The sequence below is a fragment of the Okibacterium fritillariae genome (assembly GCF_052783725.1).
This window is the reverse complement of sequence record NZ_CP199917.1, coordinates 2,947,720-2,965,409: the sequence shown is the minus strand read 5'-3', so window position 1 is coordinate 2,965,409 and position 17,690 is coordinate 2,947,720. Positions and strand designations below refer to the sequence as shown.

General features: G+C 68.7%; 18 protein-coding genes and 1 pseudogene. 13 read left to right on the top strand and 6 right to left on the bottom strand.

Annotated elements, in window-relative coordinates; genetic code table 11:
- Nucleotides 1–11: 11 nt before the first annotated feature.
- The gene (locus ACUWEX_RS13600) at nt 12–911 is read left to right on the top strand and encodes a LysR family transcriptional regulator ArgP (protein ID WP_079728695.1); all 900 of its coding nucleotides are present in this window, start codon (nt 12–14) and stop codon (nt 909–911) included.
- 55 nt (nt 912–966) lie between these two features.
- On the opposite strand, the gene ACUWEX_RS13595 is transcribed toward ACUWEX_RS13600, so the two are convergent.
- Nucleotides 967–1,797 carry an HAD-IIA family hydrolase gene (locus tag ACUWEX_RS13595; RefSeq protein ID WP_077054807.1) on the bottom strand — a complete coding sequence of 277 codons (831 nt, stop codon included), beginning with the start codon at nt 1,795–1,797 and terminating at the stop codon, nt 967–969.
- A gap of 139 nt (nt 1,798–1,936) precedes the next feature.
- Here ACUWEX_RS13595 and ACUWEX_RS13590 point away from each other — a divergent pair, with 139 nt between their 5' ends.
- Nucleotides 1,937–3,355 (top strand): carboxylesterase family protein, encoded by a 1,419-nt coding sequence (locus ACUWEX_RS13590; protein WP_079728694.1) that lies wholly within the window; start codon nt 1,937–1,939, stop codon nt 3,353–3,355.
- Nucleotides 3,356–3,416: 61 nt separating this feature from the next.
- Here the strand turns inward: ACUWEX_RS13590 and ACUWEX_RS13585 are convergent, their stop codons facing one another.
- Nucleotides 3,417–4,184: an HAD-IIB family hydrolase gene (locus tag ACUWEX_RS13585; protein ID WP_079728693.1), complete on the bottom strand. Its 768-nt coding sequence runs from the start codon at nt 4,182–4,184 to the stop codon at nt 3,417–3,419.
- Nucleotides 4,185–4,275: 91 nt separating this feature from the next.
- Here ACUWEX_RS13585 and ACUWEX_RS13580 point away from each other — a divergent pair, with 91 nt between their 5' ends.
- Complete coding sequence (locus tag ACUWEX_RS13580; protein WP_445996593.1) at nt 4,276–4,917, top strand: TrmH family RNA methyltransferase; 642 nt, start codon at nt 4,276–4,278, stop codon at nt 4,915–4,917.
- A gap of 1 nt (nt 4,918) precedes the next feature.
- Complete coding sequence (locus tag ACUWEX_RS13575) at nt 4,919–5,374, top strand: SRPBCC family protein (protein ID WP_445996592.1); 456 nt, start codon at nt 4,919–4,921, stop codon at nt 5,372–5,374.
- Nucleotides 5,375–5,421: 47 nt separating this feature from the next.
- Here the strand turns inward: ACUWEX_RS13575 and ACUWEX_RS13570 are convergent, their stop codons facing one another.
- Genes ACUWEX_RS13570 through ACUWEX_RS13560 form a run of 3 tightly spaced genes read right to left on the bottom strand, consistent with a single transcriptional unit; the run spans nt 5,422 to nt 8,629 of the window.
- Nucleotides 5,422–7,317: a YhgE/Pip family protein gene (locus tag ACUWEX_RS13570; protein ID WP_445996591.1), complete on the bottom strand. Its 1,896-nt coding sequence runs from the start codon at nt 7,315–7,317 to the stop codon at nt 5,422–5,424.
- The gene (locus tag ACUWEX_RS13565; protein ID WP_445996590.1) at nt 7,314–7,988 is read right to left on the bottom strand and encodes a hypothetical protein; all 675 of its coding nucleotides are present in this window, start codon (nt 7,986–7,988) and stop codon (nt 7,314–7,316) included. Before ACUWEX_RS13565 ends, ACUWEX_RS13570 begins: the two co-directional genes overlap by 4 nt.
- Nucleotides 7,985–8,629, bottom strand: a complete 645-nt coding sequence (locus ACUWEX_RS13560; RefSeq protein WP_445996589.1) for a TetR/AcrR family transcriptional regulator — start codon at nt 8,627–8,629, stop codon at nt 7,985–7,987. The genes ACUWEX_RS13565 and ACUWEX_RS13560 overlap by 4 nt, the downstream gene beginning before the upstream one ends.
- Nucleotides 8,630–8,928: 299 nt before the next feature.
- Between ACUWEX_RS13560 and ACUWEX_RS13555 the strand changes: the two genes are divergently transcribed.
- The 7 genes from ACUWEX_RS13555 to ACUWEX_RS13525 all read left to right on the top strand — a co-directional run bounded on the left by ACUWEX_RS13555 (nt 8,929) and on the right by ACUWEX_RS13525 (nt 15,581).
- Complete coding sequence (locus ACUWEX_RS13555; RefSeq protein WP_445996588.1) at nt 8,929–9,756, top strand: ABC transporter ATP-binding protein; 828 nt, start codon at nt 8,929–8,931, stop codon at nt 9,754–9,756.
- Entirely contained in the window at nt 9,753–10,442 is a 690-nt protein-coding gene (locus ACUWEX_RS13550; protein WP_079728687.1) for an ABC transporter permease, read from the top strand. The genes ACUWEX_RS13555 and ACUWEX_RS13550 overlap by 4 nt, the downstream gene beginning before the upstream one ends.
- Nucleotides 10,439–11,182, top strand: a complete 744-nt coding sequence (locus ACUWEX_RS13545) for an ABC transporter permease (RefSeq protein ID WP_234991249.1) — start codon at nt 10,439–10,441, stop codon at nt 11,180–11,182. Before ACUWEX_RS13550 ends, ACUWEX_RS13545 begins: the two co-directional genes overlap by 4 nt.
- 69 nt (nt 11,183–11,251) lie before the next feature.
- Nucleotides 11,252–12,196, top strand: a complete 945-nt coding sequence (locus tag ACUWEX_RS13540) for an ABC transporter substrate-binding protein (RefSeq protein WP_445996587.1) — start codon at nt 11,252–11,254, stop codon at nt 12,194–12,196.
- 243 nt (nt 12,197–12,439) lie between these two features.
- Nucleotides 12,440–12,931 (top strand): DUF3151 domain-containing protein, encoded by a 492-nt coding sequence (locus ACUWEX_RS13535; RefSeq protein WP_077054820.1) that lies wholly within the window; start codon nt 12,440–12,442, stop codon nt 12,929–12,931.
- Nucleotides 12,932–13,031: 100 nt separating this feature from the next.
- Complete coding sequence (locus ACUWEX_RS13530) at nt 13,032–14,318, top strand: adenylosuccinate synthase (protein WP_079728685.1); 1,287 nt, start codon at nt 13,032–13,034, stop codon at nt 14,316–14,318.
- A gap of 111 nt (nt 14,319–14,429) precedes the next feature.
- Nucleotides 14,430–15,581, top strand: coding sequence for a lactonase family protein (locus ACUWEX_RS13525; protein WP_445996586.1), 1,152 nt, complete (start codon nt 14,430–14,432; stop codon nt 15,579–15,581).
- Here the strand turns inward: ACUWEX_RS13525 and ACUWEX_RS13520 are convergent.
- Nucleotides 15,578–15,868 carry a hypothetical protein gene (locus ACUWEX_RS13520; RefSeq protein WP_445996585.1) on the bottom strand — a complete coding sequence of 97 codons (291 nt, stop codon included), beginning with the start codon at nt 15,866–15,868 and terminating at the stop codon, nt 15,578–15,580. The two genes, ACUWEX_RS13525 and ACUWEX_RS13520, sit on opposite strands and share 4 nt — an antisense overlap.
- An 88-nt stretch (nt 15,869–15,956) precedes the next feature.
- Between ACUWEX_RS13520 and ACUWEX_RS13515 the strand changes: the two genes are divergently transcribed.
- Both ACUWEX_RS13515 and ACUWEX_RS13510 read left to right on the top strand, forming a co-directional pair.
- The gene (locus tag ACUWEX_RS13515) at nt 15,957–16,610 is read left to right on the top strand and encodes a GNAT family N-acetyltransferase (RefSeq protein ID WP_445996584.1); all 654 of its coding nucleotides are present in this window, start codon (nt 15,957–15,959) and stop codon (nt 16,608–16,610) included.
- 103 nt (nt 16,611–16,713) lie between these two features.
- A pseudogene (locus ACUWEX_RS13510) lies at nt 16,714–17,409 on the top strand (ABC transporter ATP-binding protein); the annotation flags it as partial.
- Nucleotides 17,410–17,690: the final 281 nt, after the last annotated feature.

The window sequence follows — 17,690 nt, the reverse complement described above, 5'->3', positions numbered from 1 at the left end:
AAGCTGCGCTTATGGTCGCTTTCACCCCCGAACAGCTCGCGACGCTCAGCGCGATCCTCGACGAGGGCACCTTCGACGGTGCCGCGCGGCGACTGCATGTGACGGCCTCGGCGGTCTCGCAGCGAATCAAGGCCATGGAGCTCACCGCGGGCCAGATCCTGGTCGAGCGGTCGAACCCCGTTCGCCTGACGGCGGCGGGCGACGTCGTGCTGCGCTATGCCCGACAGGTCGAGCTGCTGCAGCAAGACACGGCGCGCGAGCTCGGGCGGGCGGCATCCGATGGCGGCGTCGTCACGGTGCCCGTCGCCGTCAACGCCGACAGCCTGGCCACTTGGTTTCTCGAGGCCGCCTCGCTTCTGTACGAGGTGACCGGCGTCGAAGCCGTGTTCGACATCCACCGCGACGATCAGGATCACACGGCAGAGCTGCTGCGCTCGGGAGCCGTCATGGCGGCGGTCACCTCGGCGTCGCAGGCGGTGCAGGGATGCTCGGTCACGTCGCTCGGCCGCATGCGTTACCGGGCGGTCTGCAGCCCGTCGTTCGCCCAGCGCTTTCTCGACGAACGCGCCTCGGTCGAATCGCTCGGGTCGGCTCCCGTCGTGAACTTCGACCGAAAAGACCAGATCCAGCGGCAGTTCTTCCGCGACTACACGGGACGATCGCTGCGCTCGCCGCGGCACTATGTGCCCACGTCGGCCGATTACGCGCGCGCGGTCGTCTTCGGCATGGGGTGGGGGATGCTTCCCGAGCAGCAATGCGCGGCCGAGATCGACCAGGGGGTGTTGCTCGACCTGGCGCCCGAGCATCCGATCGATATCGCGCTGTATTGGCAGCGGTGGAATCTGACCTCACCCACGCTCGACGCCGTCTCGAGCGTGGTCGAAAGCGTGGCGCGCGAACAGCTGCGCTGAGTGGGTGCCGGAGCCGGAGCTGGGACCAGAGCCCGAGTCTGAACCGGGGCTCCGCTTAGGAAGCCGGGACGGTCGAGCTGCCTTCGAAGTCGTCGGACTCCACCGGGTCTTTATCGAGCAGGTCGATCACGCCGCCCAGGATCTCATCGGGGCGGAACGGGTAGCGGTCGATCTCGGCCTGATCGCTGATGCCCGTGAGCACCAGGATGGTGTGCAGCCCGGCCTCGATGCCCGCCACCACGTCGGTGTCCATACGGTCGCCGATCATGCCGGTGTTCTCGGAGTGCGCGCCGATGCGGTTGAGCGCCGAGCGGAACATCATGGGGTTGGGCTTGCCCACCACATAGGGCTCCTTGCCCGTTGCCTTGGTGATGAGCGCCGCGATGGCACCCGTCGCGGGCAGCACGCCGTCGGCGCTCGGGCCCGTGGCGTCGGGGTTGGTGACGATGAAGCGCGCGCCCTTGATGATGAGGCGGATGGCCTTCGTAATGGCCTCGAACGAGTAGTTGCGGGTCTCGCCGACGACCACGTAGTCGGGGTCGGTCTCGGTCATGATGAACCCGGCCTCGTGCAGCGCGGTCGTGATGCCGGCCTCACCGATGACGAATGCGGAACCGCCCGGCACCTGGTTCTTGAGGAAGTCGGCGGTGGCGAGAGCGGAGGTCCAGATGAACTCTTCGGGCACCTCGAGGCCGGACTGACGCAGGCGCGCGCTGAGGTCGCGCGGCGTGAAGATGGAGTTGTTGGTCAGCACGAGGTAGGGCTTGCCCTGGTCGCGCCACTGCTGCAGCAGCTCGGCGGCGCCGGGCAGCGCACGGTTCTCATGGACGAGAACGCCGTCCATGTCGGTCAACCAGCATTCGACGTCTTCGCGACGAGTGTTCATTGCGACCTCTTTCTGTCCGTGGCCAGTTTAGAGGTTCGGGGTGACAAGGCGAGGGGATGTCTGTGCTCCCACGATCCTCCCCGCAAACGTTCACGCCGCTCCGAGGTCGCTCGTCGGGGGCGGTGATTGAATGAGGGGGATGTCTGACCACAACGTGCCGCCCGCCGCCTCCGCCGCCCCCGCAACCTCTGGGTCGCCGAATCTGTCTGGGCGACGTTTCGATTCGGGCTCGGCGCCCCGCTTCGAGCCGCCGTGCGGACCCGTCGAGGGCTGGAACGATGGCGCCGTCGTGCGGGCCACGGGCATCCCCTATGCCGAAGCCGAGCGCTTCGAGCGGCCGCGGCCGGTGCCTGACCGCGGTGCCGGCGACATGCTGGGCGCCACCGAGTGGTCGCACGCATCCCCTCAGCCCTATAACGCGTTCCTCGAGCAGGTGCTCGGCGCGACGCCCGACCGGCATCCGAGCGAGCACTGCCAACAACTGTCCGTCACGATGCCAGCCGATCTCGCGCGCGGCGAGACCGTGCCCGTCATGGTCTGGATCCACGGCGGCTCCTACGCCAACGGTGCCGGCGACCTGCCCGTGATGGATCCGGCGGCGCTCGTGGCTGAGCAGCGCGTCGTCGTCGTGACCGTCACGTATCGCCTCGGCATCCTGGGCTTCCTCGGCGACGGCACCGACGAGCGGCCCGCCAACCTCGGCTTGCTCGACATGCTCGAGGCGTTCCGCTGGGTGCGGCGCAACATTCAGGCGTTCGGCGGCGACCCGGCGCGCGTCACGGCGTTCGGGCAATCGGCGGGCGCGGATGCCGTGGCTCACCTTCTCGCGGTGCCCGAGGCATCCTCGCTCTTCTCGCGCGCGATCATCCAGAGCGCACCCCTCGGGCTCGCGCGTGGTCGCGCCCGCATGACCTCCCTCATGGCCGAGGCCGCCGCGCAGGTCACGACCGAAACGCCCGTCGACAAGGTCGTCGCCCTGTCGGCCAAGCTGCAGCGCATCGCGGCGCCGTTCGGGCTCAAGGGTGGCATGCCGTTCAGCACGCAATACGGGTTCGACCCGCTGCCCGCCGAGCGCAACATCGAGCGGGCCTGGAACGAGGCGGCCCCGCGCGTGGACGTGCTCATCGGTCACACGTCCGAGGAGGGGCGGCTCTTCGTGCCCAACCTGCCCAAGCTGAAGCGGTGGGTGGGGCTGCCGGTCGTGGGCCCCGTCATCCAACAGGCCATCGTCGGTCTCGCCACGTGGCTGGTCTACGGGCGCACAGACAGTCGTTTCGCTCGGCGCCACGCGAAGGCGGGCGGCCGCGTGCACAGCTACGTCGTGTCGTGGAAGGCGCCGGGTAACCCCTTCGGTGCGGCGCACATGATCGACTTGCCGCTCCTCTTCGGCGACGAGGCGGCTTGGCGCGATGCGGCCCTCGTCGCGGGCGCCACTCGTCAGGAGATCGACGCCAACGGCACCATCCTGCGGCAGCTCTGGGGCGACTTCGCCCGCGGCGACGCCCTCGCTGCGCGGGGCCGCGTCCCCGGCCTGATCGCCTACCGCCGCGTCGGCTGAGCCCGCTGTGCCGTCCACGTCGCCTGGGCGGGCCGGCGGAGCCGGTCGGCGGAGCCGGCGCCTACCGCGCCGCGAGGCGGGGGATGAGCGCGTCGAGGTGTGCGGCCGTGTCTTCCCAGCCCTCGACGGCGATGCACTCGACGCCGAGCGTCTTCACGGGGTAGTCGTTGCCACCCTCGTCGAGGCGGTCGCCCACGAAGAGCATGTCGTCGAGCGGCGTGTGCGCCAGCTCGACCAATTTGTTCATGCCGTAGGCCTTGTCGATGCCGCGGCGCGTGATGTCGACCGACGTCGAACCGCCCGAACGCACCTCGAGGTCGGGCAGCTCGGCCTGCACGGCTTCGCGCAGCGACTCCTTCTTCGACCCCGTCGGGTCCCACGCCTGTTTGGCGGCCACGGGCGCCTGCTGCCCGAGCGCCGAGAACGTGATCTGCGACCCGCGGTCCTCGAGAATCGGCCCCCACACCTCGCTCTCCCACAGCCCCAAACGGCGGGCGGATGCTTCGACCGCCGCCAGCGCGCGCGCCTTCTCGTCGTCGCTCAGGTTGTGGGCGTAGATCTGCGCCCACGAGCCGTCGACGTAGCGGTAGTACTGCGTGCCGCACGTGGGCATCAGGTGCAGCTTCGCGAGCCGCTCCGGGTTGGCGCCCTCGAGACGGTCGACGACCTGGTTCTGGAACTGGGTGAAGTTGCCGCCCGAGATGATGCAGACCTCGACCTGGTCGAGCAGGCTCAAGAGCAGCTCAGACATCCGCGGATCGATGGCTGTCTTCGACGGCGCGAGGGTGTCGTCGAGGTCGAAGGCCACGAGGCGGGGGAGAGAGGTCACGAGGGCCGCTTTCTGTCGGGAGGGGCGGTAGCTCACCGCCAGCCGATGCTACCAAAACGGCGTGGGCATCCCCGAGCGGTAGATTTGGCGGATGCCTGACGAAACGCCGAATCCGACGAACGAGCTGTCGACCAACGGCGTCGGCCCGTGGGTGGGCGAGTGGCCCGTCGAGGACTGGTACGACCCCGAGCTGCTCGAGCGCGGCGACACCCGCAACGTGATCGACCGTTACCGCTACTGGACCATGGACGCGATCGTGGCCGACCTCGACCGGCACCGGCATCCGTTTCATGTCGCCATCGAGAACTGGCAGCACGACATGAACATCGGCTCGATCGTGCGCAGCGCCAACGCCTTCGCGGCCGACACCGTGCACATCGTGGGCCGTCGCCGCTGGAACAAACGTGGCGCCATGGTCACCGACCGCTACCAGCACGTCGAATACCACGCGGATGTCGCGGGCCTCGTGGCCTGGGCCCGCGAGCAGTCGATGCCCATCATCGCCATCGACAACGTGCCCGGCTCGGTCATCATCGAGACGTTCGCCTTTCCCGAGCGCTGCCTCCTCCTGTTCGGACAGGAGGGCCCGGGCCTCTCGGACGAGGCCATCGCGGCTGCCGACGCCGTCGTCGAGATCAGCCAGTTCGGCTCCACCCGCTCGATCAACGCCTCGGCCGCCGCCGCCGTCACCATGCACGCCTGGGTCTTGCAACACGTCACCTTCGGCGCCTGAGATGTCGGTCTCGTTCGTGTGCACGACCGATTCGGTGCTCGCGCCCGAGCGCCTTTTCGATCTGTCGCTCGACATCGGCGCGCACACGTCTTCGATGCAGCGGTCCCGGGAGCGGGCCGTCGCGGGCGTCACGTCCGGCCTCATCGGTCTGGGCGAGGAGGTCACGTGGCGCGCCTGGCATTTCGGCGTGCCCATCCGCATGACCAGCCGGATCACGGCGTTCGACCGTCCGCGTTCGTTCGTCGACCAGCAGAAGCGCGGCCCGTTCCGGTTCTTCCGCCACGAGCACCGTTTCGAACCCCTGCCGGACGGCGCGGGCACGCGCATGACCGACCATGTCTCGTTCGCGGCCCCCTTCGGCCCCCTCGGCCGTCTCGTCGAGAAGCTCGTCTTGGCCCGCTACCTCGAGCACCTCATCCGAGAGCGCAACGCCTACCTCCAGTCCCTCTCCGCATAGCGCGCGCCCGCCTGAGTAGTTCGGGCACGGGCTGCTGCGCCGCCGCGCTAGCCGATGAGGCTCGGCTGCAGGTCGCGCAGCGTGCGGAAGTGGGTCATGCGCGTGACGCCGATGGCGGCCACCACGAGCGCGCCGACCAGCACGAGGGCGAGCAGGATGGCGTCGTGCCCGGCCGCCGCCGCATCGCCGCCGTACATGAGCTGCCGGATGCCGTCGACCGCGAAGCCCATGGGCAAGAAGTGGTGCAACCACGCGAGCGGCTCGGGCAGGGTCTGCCACGGGAACGTGCCGCCGGCGGTCACCAGCTGCAGCACCATGAGCACGAGCCCGAGGAACTGCCCCACACTGCCCAGCCAGATGTTCAGCGCCAGGATGATCGCGGTGAAGGTCAGCGACGCGAGCACCATCATGCCGTAGGTGCCGATCGGGTTCTGGATCTCGAAGTGCAGCGCCCCGGCCAACACGCCGAACAACGCCACCATCTGGATGGCCCCGAGCGCGCCGGGTGTGATCCATCCGGCCAGCGTCACCTTGATGGGCGAGTGCAGGGCCGTGATGGCGCGCCGCGACACGGGTTTCACGATGAGGAACAGCGCATAGATGCCGATCCAGGCGGCGAGCGACACGAAGAACGGCGCGAGTCCGGCACCGTAGGTGCCCGCCGACGTGACGGCCGTGTTCTTGAGCGTCACCGGGTCGGCGATGTTCTTCGCCTGAGCGTCGCGCTGCGCATCCGTGTTGTCGGGGATCTGCGAGACACCGCTCGACAGCCCATCCTCGAGGATTTGCAACCCGTCGCGCAGGGTGACGAGACCGCTGGCGAGCGATTGGGCGCCGTCGTTGGCCTGGCTCGCGCCGTCGGCCAGCTGGTTCGAACCGGATGCGGCCTGCCCGATGCCCTGCACGAGCGCGGGCGAAGCATCCGCCAACGCCTGCGCACCCGTGGCGACCTGCTGCGCGCCCGACGCGAGGGTATTGAGCTGCCCGGCCGCGGCCTGCACCTGCTGATTGCCCGTCGTGATGCGCTGCCCGAGCGGGTCGAGGCCCGCGAGCACGCGGTCGATCTGCGCCTGGTCGAGGCCGAGGTCGGTGAGGTCCTGTTGGATGCGGGCGCGGGCGGCGGGCACCTCGTCGGCGATCTGCTGCGTGACACCGGCGACCTGGGTGCCATAGCCAGCGATCTTCTGGTTTCCGGCGGCCACCTGGGCCGCGCCGGCGGCGAGTTGCGCGCTCTGTGCGGGCAGTGACGCGGTCTTCGACTGCAGCTCGGCCAGGCCGTCGCGCAGCGTGGCGCTTCCCGTGGCGAGCTGAGCGGTGCCGTCGGCCAGCTGCGCCGACCCGTCGACGGCGGTGTTGGCGCCGTCGAGCAGTTTCTGCGTGCCGTCGACGGCGTCGACGAGGTTCACGCGCACCTCGGCCAAACCATCCAGGAACGTGTTGGCGGCCTTCTCGTTCACGGTCTTCACGATGGATGTCTGGATCGTCTTGACGGCCTGCTCGCCGATCGTCGACGCGAGGTAGCTGTTGGCGTCGTTCGTGGTGAGCAGCACCTCGGCCTGGCGCGGGTTGTCGCTGTCGGAGGATGTGAGCGATTGCGAGAAGTTGCTCGGCAGCGTGACCGAGAAGTCGTAGGCGCCGTTCTTCACACCCGCGGCTGCGTTCTTGGCGCTCACGCGGTGCCACTGGAAGCTGCCGTCTTCGATCAGCTGGTCGGCCACGTCGTTACCGAAGTTGGTCGTCGTGCCGTTGTCATCCGCACCGGTGTCGCTCACGACGAGCGCCACGGGCACCTGGTCGAGCTTCGAGTAGGGGTCTTGGTTGGCCCAGAGGTAGAGGCCGCCATAGATGATCGGCACGCACATGAGCGCCACGAGGGCGAGGCGGGCCATCTTGGTGGACCAGAGGCGGGCGAGCTCGGCTCGCACCATGGCAAAGATCTTCACGCCGGGTTCTCCGAAGTTTCGTCGGTGGTGCCGAAGAGGGGCACGGTGTCGGCGGGCACGGTGCTCGACACTTTCTGGATGGTGTTGGCGTCGATGGCGGTGGCCGCCGCGTCGCCCGCGATGACGAGCACGGCATAGCCGCGCGCCGCCAGCTGTCGGGCCACGCGCCACCAATCGAGCGGGTTGCCGCCGTGGCGGTCGGGCGAGACGATGACGAGCGCGCCGACGCCCTGGCGCAGGATGGCCAGTTCGGTGAGCAGGCGCACGCGCGTGGTGGGTTCGAGGGTGGCCATCGTGGTGCGCGACAGTTCCTGCCAGCCGTGTTCGGCGAGCCAGCGGCTGACGGCGACGGGGTGGTCGGGGCGGCCGGCGAACATGAGCTCTTCGGCCGTGACACCCGCGACGGTGGCGTTGCTGTTGGGCTCGCAGACGTCCGGGGCATCGATGAGCGCGATCTCGGCGCGCATGCGTTTGGTGTCGGGCGTGCCGTCGATCGTCACGCTGCCGGTCTCGGGCTTCATGCGGCCGGATGCGATGAGCCCCAACACCGTGGGACGCTGCGCCGTCTCGGCGCGCGAGAACGTGGCACTGCCCGTCTGGAACGACAGCGAGGTGGCGGGGAGTGAGGACGCATCCCGACCTTTCGTCACGTCTGCAAGTTCGACTCTCATGCGTTCACCAATCCGTTGCGCAGCGTTTCGTCAACCACGAGCCCGGCCTCCTGCCATCCGAGCCCGGCACCGCTCAGGCCCGCGAGCATGACCAGTCGCGCGGCGTGGTCGTCGTCGATCCCCGAGCGCGTGGCCTCGCCGAGAACGGTGAGCGCGGCATCCTCGACGAGCCGGGCAACGACGGCGGGCGGGATGTCGCGCCGCAACTGCCCCCGCGACACGCCGTCTTCGATCACATCCCGCAACGTTCGCCGGATGGGCGCGAGCGCGGCGGCCACGGTGGACCGGTAGGGCCCGCGCACAGCCAGGTCGGCCATCACTCGCACATGCGACACGGACGCCCAGAGCCGCGCGCCGATCGTGGCGATCGCGACCCGGCTGTCGTCGGTGCCGACCGTGCCGATGCCCTGGGCGATGCGCGCCGCGCCGGCTTCGACAACCGTGAGCACGAGGTCTTCGCGCGTGGCGAAGTGGCCGTAGACGGCGCGGCGGGACAGGCCGGCGCGCGCGGCGATGGCGTCGAGGCTGGCGTCGGGGTCGTCCCGCAACTCGACCATGGCGGCGTCGATGAGTGCCGCGCGGTTGCGGGTGGCGTCGCGCCGGGCGGGGCGGTCGGGGGATGTTGTGGTCACGACATCCATCGTACGATCTTGCACAGTCGTGTGCAAGATAATTCGCGACGAGTTCCTACATCATGACGTCTTGTTTCGCCAGGGCATCCGCGGCGGTGGATATTGTCAGGACATGTGCCTACGCTATTGATCTACCGGCTAGGTGGAGCGAGAGATTCTCTGATCGCTCACTCTGCACGCCCCGGATTGTGTCGCCCCTTCTGGCCGGTGTCGTACGTACCTCGTAGACACGGATCACGCATTGCTTTCGCACCGCGTGTTCACGGCGCATGAATGCCTTCGCGTTCAGCCAGAAAGGCAAGGCAGGCATGATCCGCTTCGATGGCGTCACCAAGCGCTTCCCCGACGGCACGCTCGCGGTCGACGACTTCTCGCTCGACATCCCCTCGCGCAAGACCACCGTCTTCGTCGGTTCGTCCGGCTGCGGCAAGACCACCATCTTGCGCATGATCAACCGCATGGTCGATCCCTCCGGCGGTCGCATCGTCATCGACGACGAAGACATCTCCACGCTCAACCCCGTCAAGCTGCGCCGCCGCATCGGCTATGTGATGCAGAATTCCGGCCTGCTGCCGCACCGCACGGTCATCGACAACGTGGCCACCGTGCCCCTGCTCGAGGGCGTGAAGAAGAAGCAGGCCCATGAGGCCGGGCTCGCCCTGATGGACACGGTCGGGCTCGACCGCTCGCTCGCCACGCGCTACCCCAGCCAGCTCTCGGGCGGCCAGCAGCAGCGCGTGGGTGTCGCCCGCGGCCTCGCCATCGACCCCAACATCATGCTCATGGACGAGCCCTTCGGCGCCGTCGACCCGCTCGTGCGCGCCGAGCTGCAGCAAGAACTGCTGCGCATCCAGCGCGATCTCGCCAAGACCATCGTCTTCGTCACGCACGACATCGACGAGGCCCTGCTGCTCGGTGATCAGATCGTCATCCTTGAAAAGGGCGCGCACATCGCGCAGGCGGGCACGGCCGAAGAGATCCTGGCCCACCCGGCGAGCGAGTTCGTGGCCAGCTTCGTCGGCTCCGACCGCGGGTCACGCGCCCTGCACGTGAAGAACGTCGACGGCAAACAGGTCGTCGTCGACGGAACGGGTCGGCTCGCGGGCATCCTCAGCGATGGCGCGGGTCCCTCATGACCTGGGTCTTCGCCAACATCGAGCAGATCGTCATGCTCACGCGGGACCACATCCTGCTGAGCATTCCGCCGATCCTGCTCGGTTTCATCCTCGCCGTGCCGATCGGCTACATCGCGCATCGCTACCGCGTCTCGCGCGGTGTGCTGCTCACGGTCTCGGGCCTGCTCTACACGATCCCGTCGCTCGCGCTCGTCGTGGCCATGCCGGCCATTCTGGGCACCAAGATCCTCGACCCGCTCAACCTCATCGCCACGCTCACGATCTATGCGATCGCGCTCATGGTGCGCACGGCGGCGGATGCCTTCGACTCCATCTCGCCCGATGTGCGCCAATCCGCGACGGCCATGGGTTACGGCCCGTGGAGCCGCTTCTGGAAGGTCGAGTTGCCGCTCGCCGGTCCCGTGCTCCTCGCCGGCCTGCGGGTCGTCTCGGCGAGCACCGTCAGCCTCGTCACGCTCGGCGCCCTCGTCGGCCTGTCGGGCCTCGGCTACCTCTTCACCGACGGCTACCAGCGCAGCTTCGCCACCGAGATCTTCACGGGTGTGGTGCTCACGGTCGTCATCGCCGTCGTCTTCGACCTCCTCCTCATCCTCCTCGGCCGCGTCGTGCTGCCGTGGGCCAAGGTCGAGGCCGCCGCCCGCACGGGCGACCGTGCGCCCCGCCGACGCAAGGCGGTGACCGCGTGAACGCCATCAGCGACGCCATCGCCTGGATCCTCGACCCCGCCCACTGGATGGGCCCGAGCGGAATTCCCGCCCGCCTCGCCGAGCACCTCGCCTACACGGGTCTCACCATTCTCATCGCGGGCGTCATCGCCATCGGCCTCGGCCTCTATATCGGTCACACGGGTCGGTTCCGCGGCACGTCGGTCATCGTCACGGGGGCCCTGCGCGCCCTGCCCACGCTCGGCCTGCTCGTCTACCTCGCCGTGGCCTTCGGTTTCGGCATCGCTCAGGCCATCATCCCGTCGATCATCGTGCTCGTCGTGTTGGCCATCCCGCCGATCCTCGCGGGCACCTACTCGGGAATCGAAGCCGTCGATCCGAAGACCGTCGACGCCGCGCGGGCCATGGGCATGACCGAATGGCAGATCCTGGCCAAGGTCGAGATCCCCCTGGCCCTGCCCCTCATCGTGGGCGGTCTGCGCTCGGGTGTGCTGCAGGTCGTATCCACCGCCACGGTCGCCGCCTACCTCTCCCTCGGTGGGCTCGGACGCTTCATCTTCGACGGCCTGCCCGTCAGGGATTACACGCAGGTGCTCGTCGGTGCGCTCCTCGTCACCCTTCTCGCTCTCGTCCTCGACGGCCTGCTCGTGCTCGTGCAGCGTCTCGTCGTCCCGGCAGGGGTCCGGGCAATCCGGTCCCGTGTTCCGCAACGTACCGCCAAGGGCGCCAGCGCCCAGGCCGCGTTGACGCCCTCCAGCTAGCTCCTCTTCACAGCGCTTTATCGCACTCCGATTGCACCACCCTTGTCATCCGACAGTAAGGAAAGCAGCATGTTCTCATCACGACGTGGCCGCCTGGCCGTCGCGGCTCTCGCCGCCGGCGCGGTCCTCTCCCTCGCAGCCTGCTCGAGCGGCGACCCGCTCGACAACTCCACTTCCGGTTCCGGTTCGTCCGGCTCGGCCGACTCGATCACCGTCGGTGCCGGGTCCTTCGCCGAGTCCGAAATCATCGCCCAGATCTACACGCAGGCCCTTGAGGCCGAAGGCGTGACGGTCACGTTCGCCGGCCAGATCGGCCAGCGCGACGTCTACCTCAAGGCCCTCGAAGACGGTTCCATCGACCTCATCCCCGACTACAGCGGAAACCTGCTGCAGTTCTACGATGCCGAGACCACGGCCAAGACGTCGGAAGAGGTCTACGCGGCCATCGGTGACGCCCTGCCCGAGGGCATCGAGGTGCTCGACCAGGCCGAGGCCCAGGACGCCGACAGCTACAACGTGACCAAGGACTTCAGCGAGAAGAACGGCATCAAGAGCCTCGCCGACCTCAAGGACTACGAGGGCACGCTCGCTATCGGCGCCAACCCCGAGTTCGCCGACCGCCCGTACGGCCCCAAGGGTCTCACCGAGGTCTACGGTGTCCCGGCCGACAAGCTCACCTTCACGCCCGTCTCTGACGGTGGTGGACCGCTGACGGCCAAGGCCCTGATCGACGGCACCGTGCAGCTCGCCGACATCTACAGCACCACCCCCTCCATCAAGGAGAACGGCTTCGTCACGCTCGAAGACCCCGAGAACCTGATCCTGCCGCAGAACATCCTGCCGCTGATCAAGTCCGACAAGGCCAGCGACAAGGTGAAGGACGTGCTGAACAAGGTCTCGGCCGAACTCACGACCGACGACCTGATCGACCTCAACACCCTCAACCAGGGCGACCAAAAGCTTTCGCCCGAGAAGGTGGCCAAGGACTGGCTGACCGAAAAGGGCCTGATCTAGTCCACGCCTCGCGCCGCTCGCACCAGAGCGGATGTCTGCACCGGGAACCCGGCGTCGTCACGACGCCGGGTTCTTCGCGTCCGTGCGGCGAGCTTTCGGGGACAGCGTCCGTGGGCCCGGCATCCGGGGGCGTGCGTCGGGGGCCAGGGGCCAGCACGGGCGGCTCCGCGCGGGGCTCGCGGCAGGCTCCGAGAGCGCCCAAATTCCCGGCCGCCGCCGCACCCCCGTTGGTAGGATCGGAGTGTGACCGGAAACAACTTGATGCCCCAGCCCGAGGTTCTCCTTCCCGCCGAGCCCGAGGTCGTCGGTGCCCTCGCCGCGGCCGCCGAGTCCGAGAACCCGATCGTCGCCCTCACCAACGTCGTGGCACAGCATCCGTCGTCGTCGCTCGCCTGGGCCGTGCTGGCGGTCGAGAAGTTCGATCCGATGAACCCGCTCGAGAGCTACGCCTATGCGCGCGTCGGCTACCACCGCGGGCTCGACTCGCTGCGCAAGGCCGGCTGGCGCGGCCAGGGCCCCATCCCGTGGTCGCACGAGCCCAACCGTGGCGTGCTGCGCTCGCTCTATGCTCTGCGCGCCGCCGCCGAGGCCATCGGCGAGACCGAAGAGGTCGAGCGCCTGACCGAGTTCCTGCGCGGAGCCGACGAGACCGCGGCCGCACAGATCGAGACCGAGGGCGAGCCCCGCACGCCGCCGCCCGCCACCGAGGCCTTCTTCATCCGCGGCCTAGACTGATCTGAGCACCACGCGATTCTCGGCCCGGCCGGGAATCCGAGCTCGGCGGCATCAGTCGGCTCATATTCGAAGCATCCCGACCGGAAGGGCATCATTCGTTATGCCAGCAATCGTTCTCATCGGCGCCCAGTGGGGCGACGAAGGAAAAGGTAAGGCCACCGATCTTCTGGGGTCGCGCGTCGACTACGTGGTCAAGTTCAACGGCGGCAACAACGCCGGCCACACGGTGGTCGTCGGCAACGAGAAATACGCGCTGCACCTGCTGCCCTCCGGCATCCTGACCGAGGGTGTCACGCCCGTCATCGCCAACGGCGTCGTCGTCGACCTCGAGGTGCTCTTCCACGAGCTCGAGGCGCTGAGCGCGCGCGGTGTGGATGTCTCGAAGCTGCAGGTCTCGGCCAACGCCCACGTCATCACGCAGTACCACCGCACGCTCGACAAGGTCACCGAGCGCTTCCTCGGCAAGCGCCAGATCGGCACGACCGGCCGCGGCATCGGGCCGGCCTACGCCGACAAGATCAACCGCGTGGGCATCCGCATCCAGGACCTGTTCGACGAGAACATCCTGCGGCAGAAGGTCGAGGGCGCCCTCGACATGAAGAACCACATGCTGGTCAAGATCTACAACCGCCGCGCCATTCACGTCGACGAGATCGTGGACGACCTGCTGTCCTACGCCGAGCGCCTGCGCCCCATGGTGAAAGACACCGTGCTCGAGCTCAACCGCGCGCTCGACGACGACAAGACCGTGCTGTTCGAGGGTGGCCAGGCCACCATGCTCGACATCGACCACGGCACCTACCCGTTCGTCACGTCGTCCAACGCCACATCGGGCGGCGCCGTGACCGGTTCGGGCGTCGCCCCCAACCGCATCGACCGCGTCATCGCCGTCGTCAAGGCCTACACGACGCGCGTCGGCGCCGGTCCGTTCCCCACCGAGCTCTTCGACGAGTCGGGCGAGTTCCTGCGCTCGGCCGGTTTCGAGTTCGGCACCACGACGGGCCGCCCGCGCCGCACCGGGTGGTACGACGCTCCGATCGCCCGCTACACGGCCCGCATCAACGGTGTCACCGACTTCGTGCTCACCAAGCTCGACGTGCTCACGGGTCTCGACGAGATCCCCGTGTGCGTCGCTTACGAAGTCGACGGCGTGCGCCACGACGAGGTTCCCGTCTCGCAGTCCGACTTCCACCACGCCAAGCCCATCTACGAGATCTTCCCCGGCTGGAAAGAAGACATCACGGGCGCCCGCACGTTCGACGACCTGCCGAAGAATGCTCAGGACTACGTGCTGGCGATCGAGGGTATGTCGGGTTCGCGCATCTCGGCCATCGGCGTCGGCCCCGGCCGCGACGCGATCGTCGTGCGCCACGACCTCATCGATTAGAACGCGGACGGCGCAGCTGCGCACCATGCTCGAAGGACTCGGTCGCCCGGCCGGGTCCTTCGGCCGTTACGAGCGGTGCGCACCGTCCTCACCGGCTGGCAGACTGGGGCCATGAGCGATGTGAACGGCGAAGACGCGAGTGTCCCTTCCTATTGGTTGGGCGCCTACACGCCCGATTCGCAGGGCAACGCGCGGGGTGTGAGCGTTCTGCGGCAGCAACCCGACGGCACGTTGCGTCACGCGCCCACAGTGTCGCTCGACTCGCCGTCGTTCCTGGCCCGGCATCCGTCGGCCGACGTCGTCTATGCGGCGCTCGAGGGCATCGGCGCCGTCCAGGTGCTCGAACGCCGCGGCGTCGACGGTCTCGTGCCGGTCGGCGACCCCATCGAGGTGGGCGAGGCCGTCTGCCACTTGCACGTCACCCCCGACGGCGGGATGCTGGTGGCCAGCTGTTACGGCGACGGCCGCCTCGTCACCATCCCCCTCGCCCCGACCGGCCGCCCGTCTGGCCGTCCCGTCGAGGCCGCGGCATCCATCGACCCCTACGCCGACCCGTTTGCGGGCTCGGCGCTCGAGGCCAGCGGTTTCGGCGAAAGCGCCCTCACCGACTTCTCGCTCGCGCAGCAGGTGCTCGAAGCCATGCCCGTGCGCCAGTCGCGCGCCCACGCCTCCCTCACGCTGCCCGATGGCCGCATCGTGTCGACCGACCTCGGGCACGACGCCGTGCGCGTCTGGCGGCGCACGGCAAACGGAGCCGGCCTCATCCTCGACGACACCATCATGCTGCCCTTCGGTGTTGGTCCCCGCCACCTGACCTGGCACGTGAGCGGCCACCTTTTCGTCGTCACCGAGTACTCGAACGAGATCTTCGTGCTCGCGCCGCGTGACCGGGGACGCCTACGCGTCGTGCGTTCGAAGCTCGCCACGGCCGACTCGCTCGAGGACGGCGACAACGCCTCGGAGCTGCAGATCGCCGGGCCCGACGCCGACCGCCTCTACGTCGCCATCCGTGGCACCAATCGGCTGAGCACCCTGCGCATCGGCGGCGACGGCGCCGACCTGTCACCCCTCGCCGACGTCGAGACCCGCGGCAAGCACCCCCGCCACTTCCGCGTCGCCGGCGACCTCGTACACGTCGCCAACCAGCACTCCGACGAGGTCGCATCGTTCCGCCTCGACGCGCGCGGCATCCCCTCGCAGTTCCTCGGCGCCACCGAGGCCCCCTCGCCCAGCTACCTCCTCCCGGTGCCTACAGCCGGTTAGCCGCCGACCGCATCGGTGGAGCGATCCTGTTGGCTCGCTGCGGTGCGGTCGATCTTGACCATGACGGCCGCGGCCCCGATCAATGCGACTCCGAGCGGCAGCGCCACGGTGGCGAGGATCTGCGAGATGAGCTGCAGGGCGACGATTCCGATGCCAGACCCGCCCGCGTCGGTGGGAAAGGTGTTCACCGTGAGCACCGCGTCGAGCGCCCACATCCTGACGACGAGGCCAACGACCGTGAGGCTGACGCCGGCGATCAGTGTCGAGCGGGTATATCTGTCGGTCATGTGCATTCTCCCCCGTGATGTGATGCACCTTTCTTACCGCGTTTGACGCGTCGGCGCATGCCGCGCGTGCGCCGGTTAGGGTGGATGCATGACCGCGAGAGTGCCCGAGCTGGCCGTGCATGTCGGCCGATTCGTTCGGATCGAACCGCTGACCGAGGCGGATTTCGGCGAGTTGTATGAGGCGATCGGGCACCCGGAGGTGTTCGCCGGAGGGTATGGCGGCGGTCCCGAAGGTCTGCCCCACGACATCGACGGGTTCCGGCGTTTCGCGGCCGGGTATTTCAGCACGGCGAGTGGCAACCAGCCCTACGTGGTGCGGCTGCACGGTGGCGCCGACGACGGGCGTGTGGTGGGAACATCCACGCTGGGGGACTTCGACCTGCCGAGCGAGCACGCGCACCTGGGCTGGACCGCCTACGACCCGCGCGTCTGGGGAACAGCCGTCAACGTCGACACCAAGCTGCTCATGCTGGCGCTCGCGTTCGACAACGGTTTCGGCCGCGTGAAGATCCAGGCGGATGAACGCAACGCCCGTTCGCGCGCCGCCATCGCCAAACTGGGCGCCACGTTCGAGGGCCTCGTGCGCCGGGACAAACGCCGCGCCGACGGCACCTGGCGCACCACGGCACTCTTCTCGATCATCGTCGAGGAGTGGCCGCAGGTGCGCGCCGCGCTCGAGGCCCGGCTCGAGACCTACCCGGCACCCGTCGTCACAGCGGGGGAGACCGCCGACCGCGCCTGACCCCGCGGTGCCGCCGCGCGTCCAGCCGCGTGGTACGAACGGACGACCCCGGTTCGCCCCCGTGCCCGATGTGCCGAAACCTCGCCACGGCGAGGCTGGATACATGACACAACCACTGCTCAGCGCACACAACCTCGTGAAGTCCTATGGCACCACGCAGGCCCTCGACGGGGTGAGCCTGGCCATCGGCGCCGGCGAATCCGTCGCCATCATGGGTGCATCCGGTTCGGGTAAGACCACCCTGCTGCACACCCTCGCCGGCATCATCACGCCGGATGGTGGGCAGGTCGTCTTCCAGGGCCCGGCCTCGCCCGTCGAGGTGTCGGCCCTCTCCGAAACCGACCGCTCCCGCCTGCGCCGCGAATCCTTCGGCTTCGTGTTCCAGCAGGGGCTCCTCATCCCCGAACTCACGGCCGTCGAGAACGTCGCGGTCCCCCTCATGTTGTCGGGTTACCCGCGGCGCGAGGCCGAGGCGCGCGCCCAGCACTGGTTGCAGGCGCTCGGCCTGGCCGGCATGGAGGCGCGTCGCCCCGGTGAGCTGTCGGGCGGCCAGGCCCAGCGTGTGGCCATCGCCCGGGCTCAGGTCACCGGCGCAACCGTCGTGTTCGCCGACGAGCCGACTGGCGCGCTCGACTCCCACACCTCGGTGGATGTCTTGAACGCCCTCCTCGGATCGACCGTCAGCCAGGGCCACACCCTCGTGATGGTGACGCACGACGAGGGTGTTGCCGCGCGGTGTTCGCGCGTCATCCGGGTGCGCGACGGACGCATCGTGAGCGACAGCGCCTCGACCGCAGCCCCGACGCCGGGACACCCGGGCGGCTATGCCAACGCAGCCGGTCAGGCCGGCCACCCCGGCGCCCCGCAGAGCCAGCAGTACACGCAGCAGACCCACCAGACCCAGCAGTACACCCAGAGCCCCTCCAACCCGCAGGGGCAGCAGGCGCCGTCGGGCGCGCAGAGAGAGGTTCGACCCATGTTCTATGGAGACGGCTGGGGCGTGGCCTCGGCGGCGACACTTCCGGCAGACGAGATGCCGGCCTCGCAGATCCAGGTTCCGGCCAATGTTCCGCGCGGCTA

Bases quoted from the DNA above. Each gene is read 5' to 3' on its own strand.
- ACUWEX_RS13550 (WP_079728687.1), top strand. From the start codon at position 9,753: ATGACCTGGGTCTTCGCCAACATCGAGCAGATCGTCATGCTCACGCGG.
- ACUWEX_RS13580 (WP_445996593.1), top strand. From the start codon at position 4,276: ATGCCTGACGAAACGCCGAATCCGACGAACGAGCTGTCGACCAACGGC.
- ACUWEX_RS13595 (WP_077054807.1), bottom strand. From the start codon at position 1,797: ATGAACACTCGTCGCGAAGACGTCGAATGCTGGTTGACCGACATGGAC.
- ACUWEX_RS13515 (WP_445996584.1), top strand. From the start codon at position 15,957: ATGACCGCGAGAGTGCCCGAGCTGGCCGTGCATGTCGGCCGATTCGTT.
- ACUWEX_RS13565 (WP_445996590.1), bottom strand. From the start codon at position 7,988: ATGAGAGTCGAACTTGCAGACGTGACGAAAGGTCGGGATGCGTCCTCA.
- ACUWEX_RS13530 (WP_079728685.1), top strand. From the start codon at position 13,032: ATGCCAGCAATCGTTCTCATCGGCGCCCAGTGGGGCGACGAAGGAAAA.
- ACUWEX_RS13520 (WP_445996585.1), bottom strand. From the start codon at position 15,868: ATGACCGACAGATATACCCGCTCGACACTGATCGCCGGCGTCAGCCTC.
- ACUWEX_RS13575 (WP_445996592.1), top strand. From the start codon at position 4,919: ATGTCGGTCTCGTTCGTGTGCACGACCGATTCGGTGCTCGCGCCCGAG.
- ACUWEX_RS13590 (WP_079728694.1), top strand. From the start codon at position 1,937: ATGTCTGACCACAACGTGCCGCCCGCCGCCTCCGCCGCCCCCGCAACC.
- ACUWEX_RS13540 (WP_445996587.1), top strand. From the start codon at position 11,252: ATGTTCTCATCACGACGTGGCCGCCTGGCCGTCGCGGCTCTCGCCGCC.
- ACUWEX_RS13555 (WP_445996588.1), top strand. From the start codon at position 8,929: ATGATCCGCTTCGATGGCGTCACCAAGCGCTTCCCCGACGGCACGCTC.
- ACUWEX_RS13600 (WP_079728695.1), top strand. From the start codon at position 12: ATGGTCGCTTTCACCCCCGAACAGCTCGCGACGCTCAGCGCGATCCTC.
- ACUWEX_RS13560 (WP_445996589.1), bottom strand. From the start codon at position 8,629: ATGGATGTCGTGACCACAACATCCCCCGACCGCCCCGCCCGGCGCGAC.
- ACUWEX_RS13525 (WP_445996586.1), top strand. From the start codon at position 14,430: ATGAGCGATGTGAACGGCGAAGACGCGAGTGTCCCTTCCTATTGGTTG.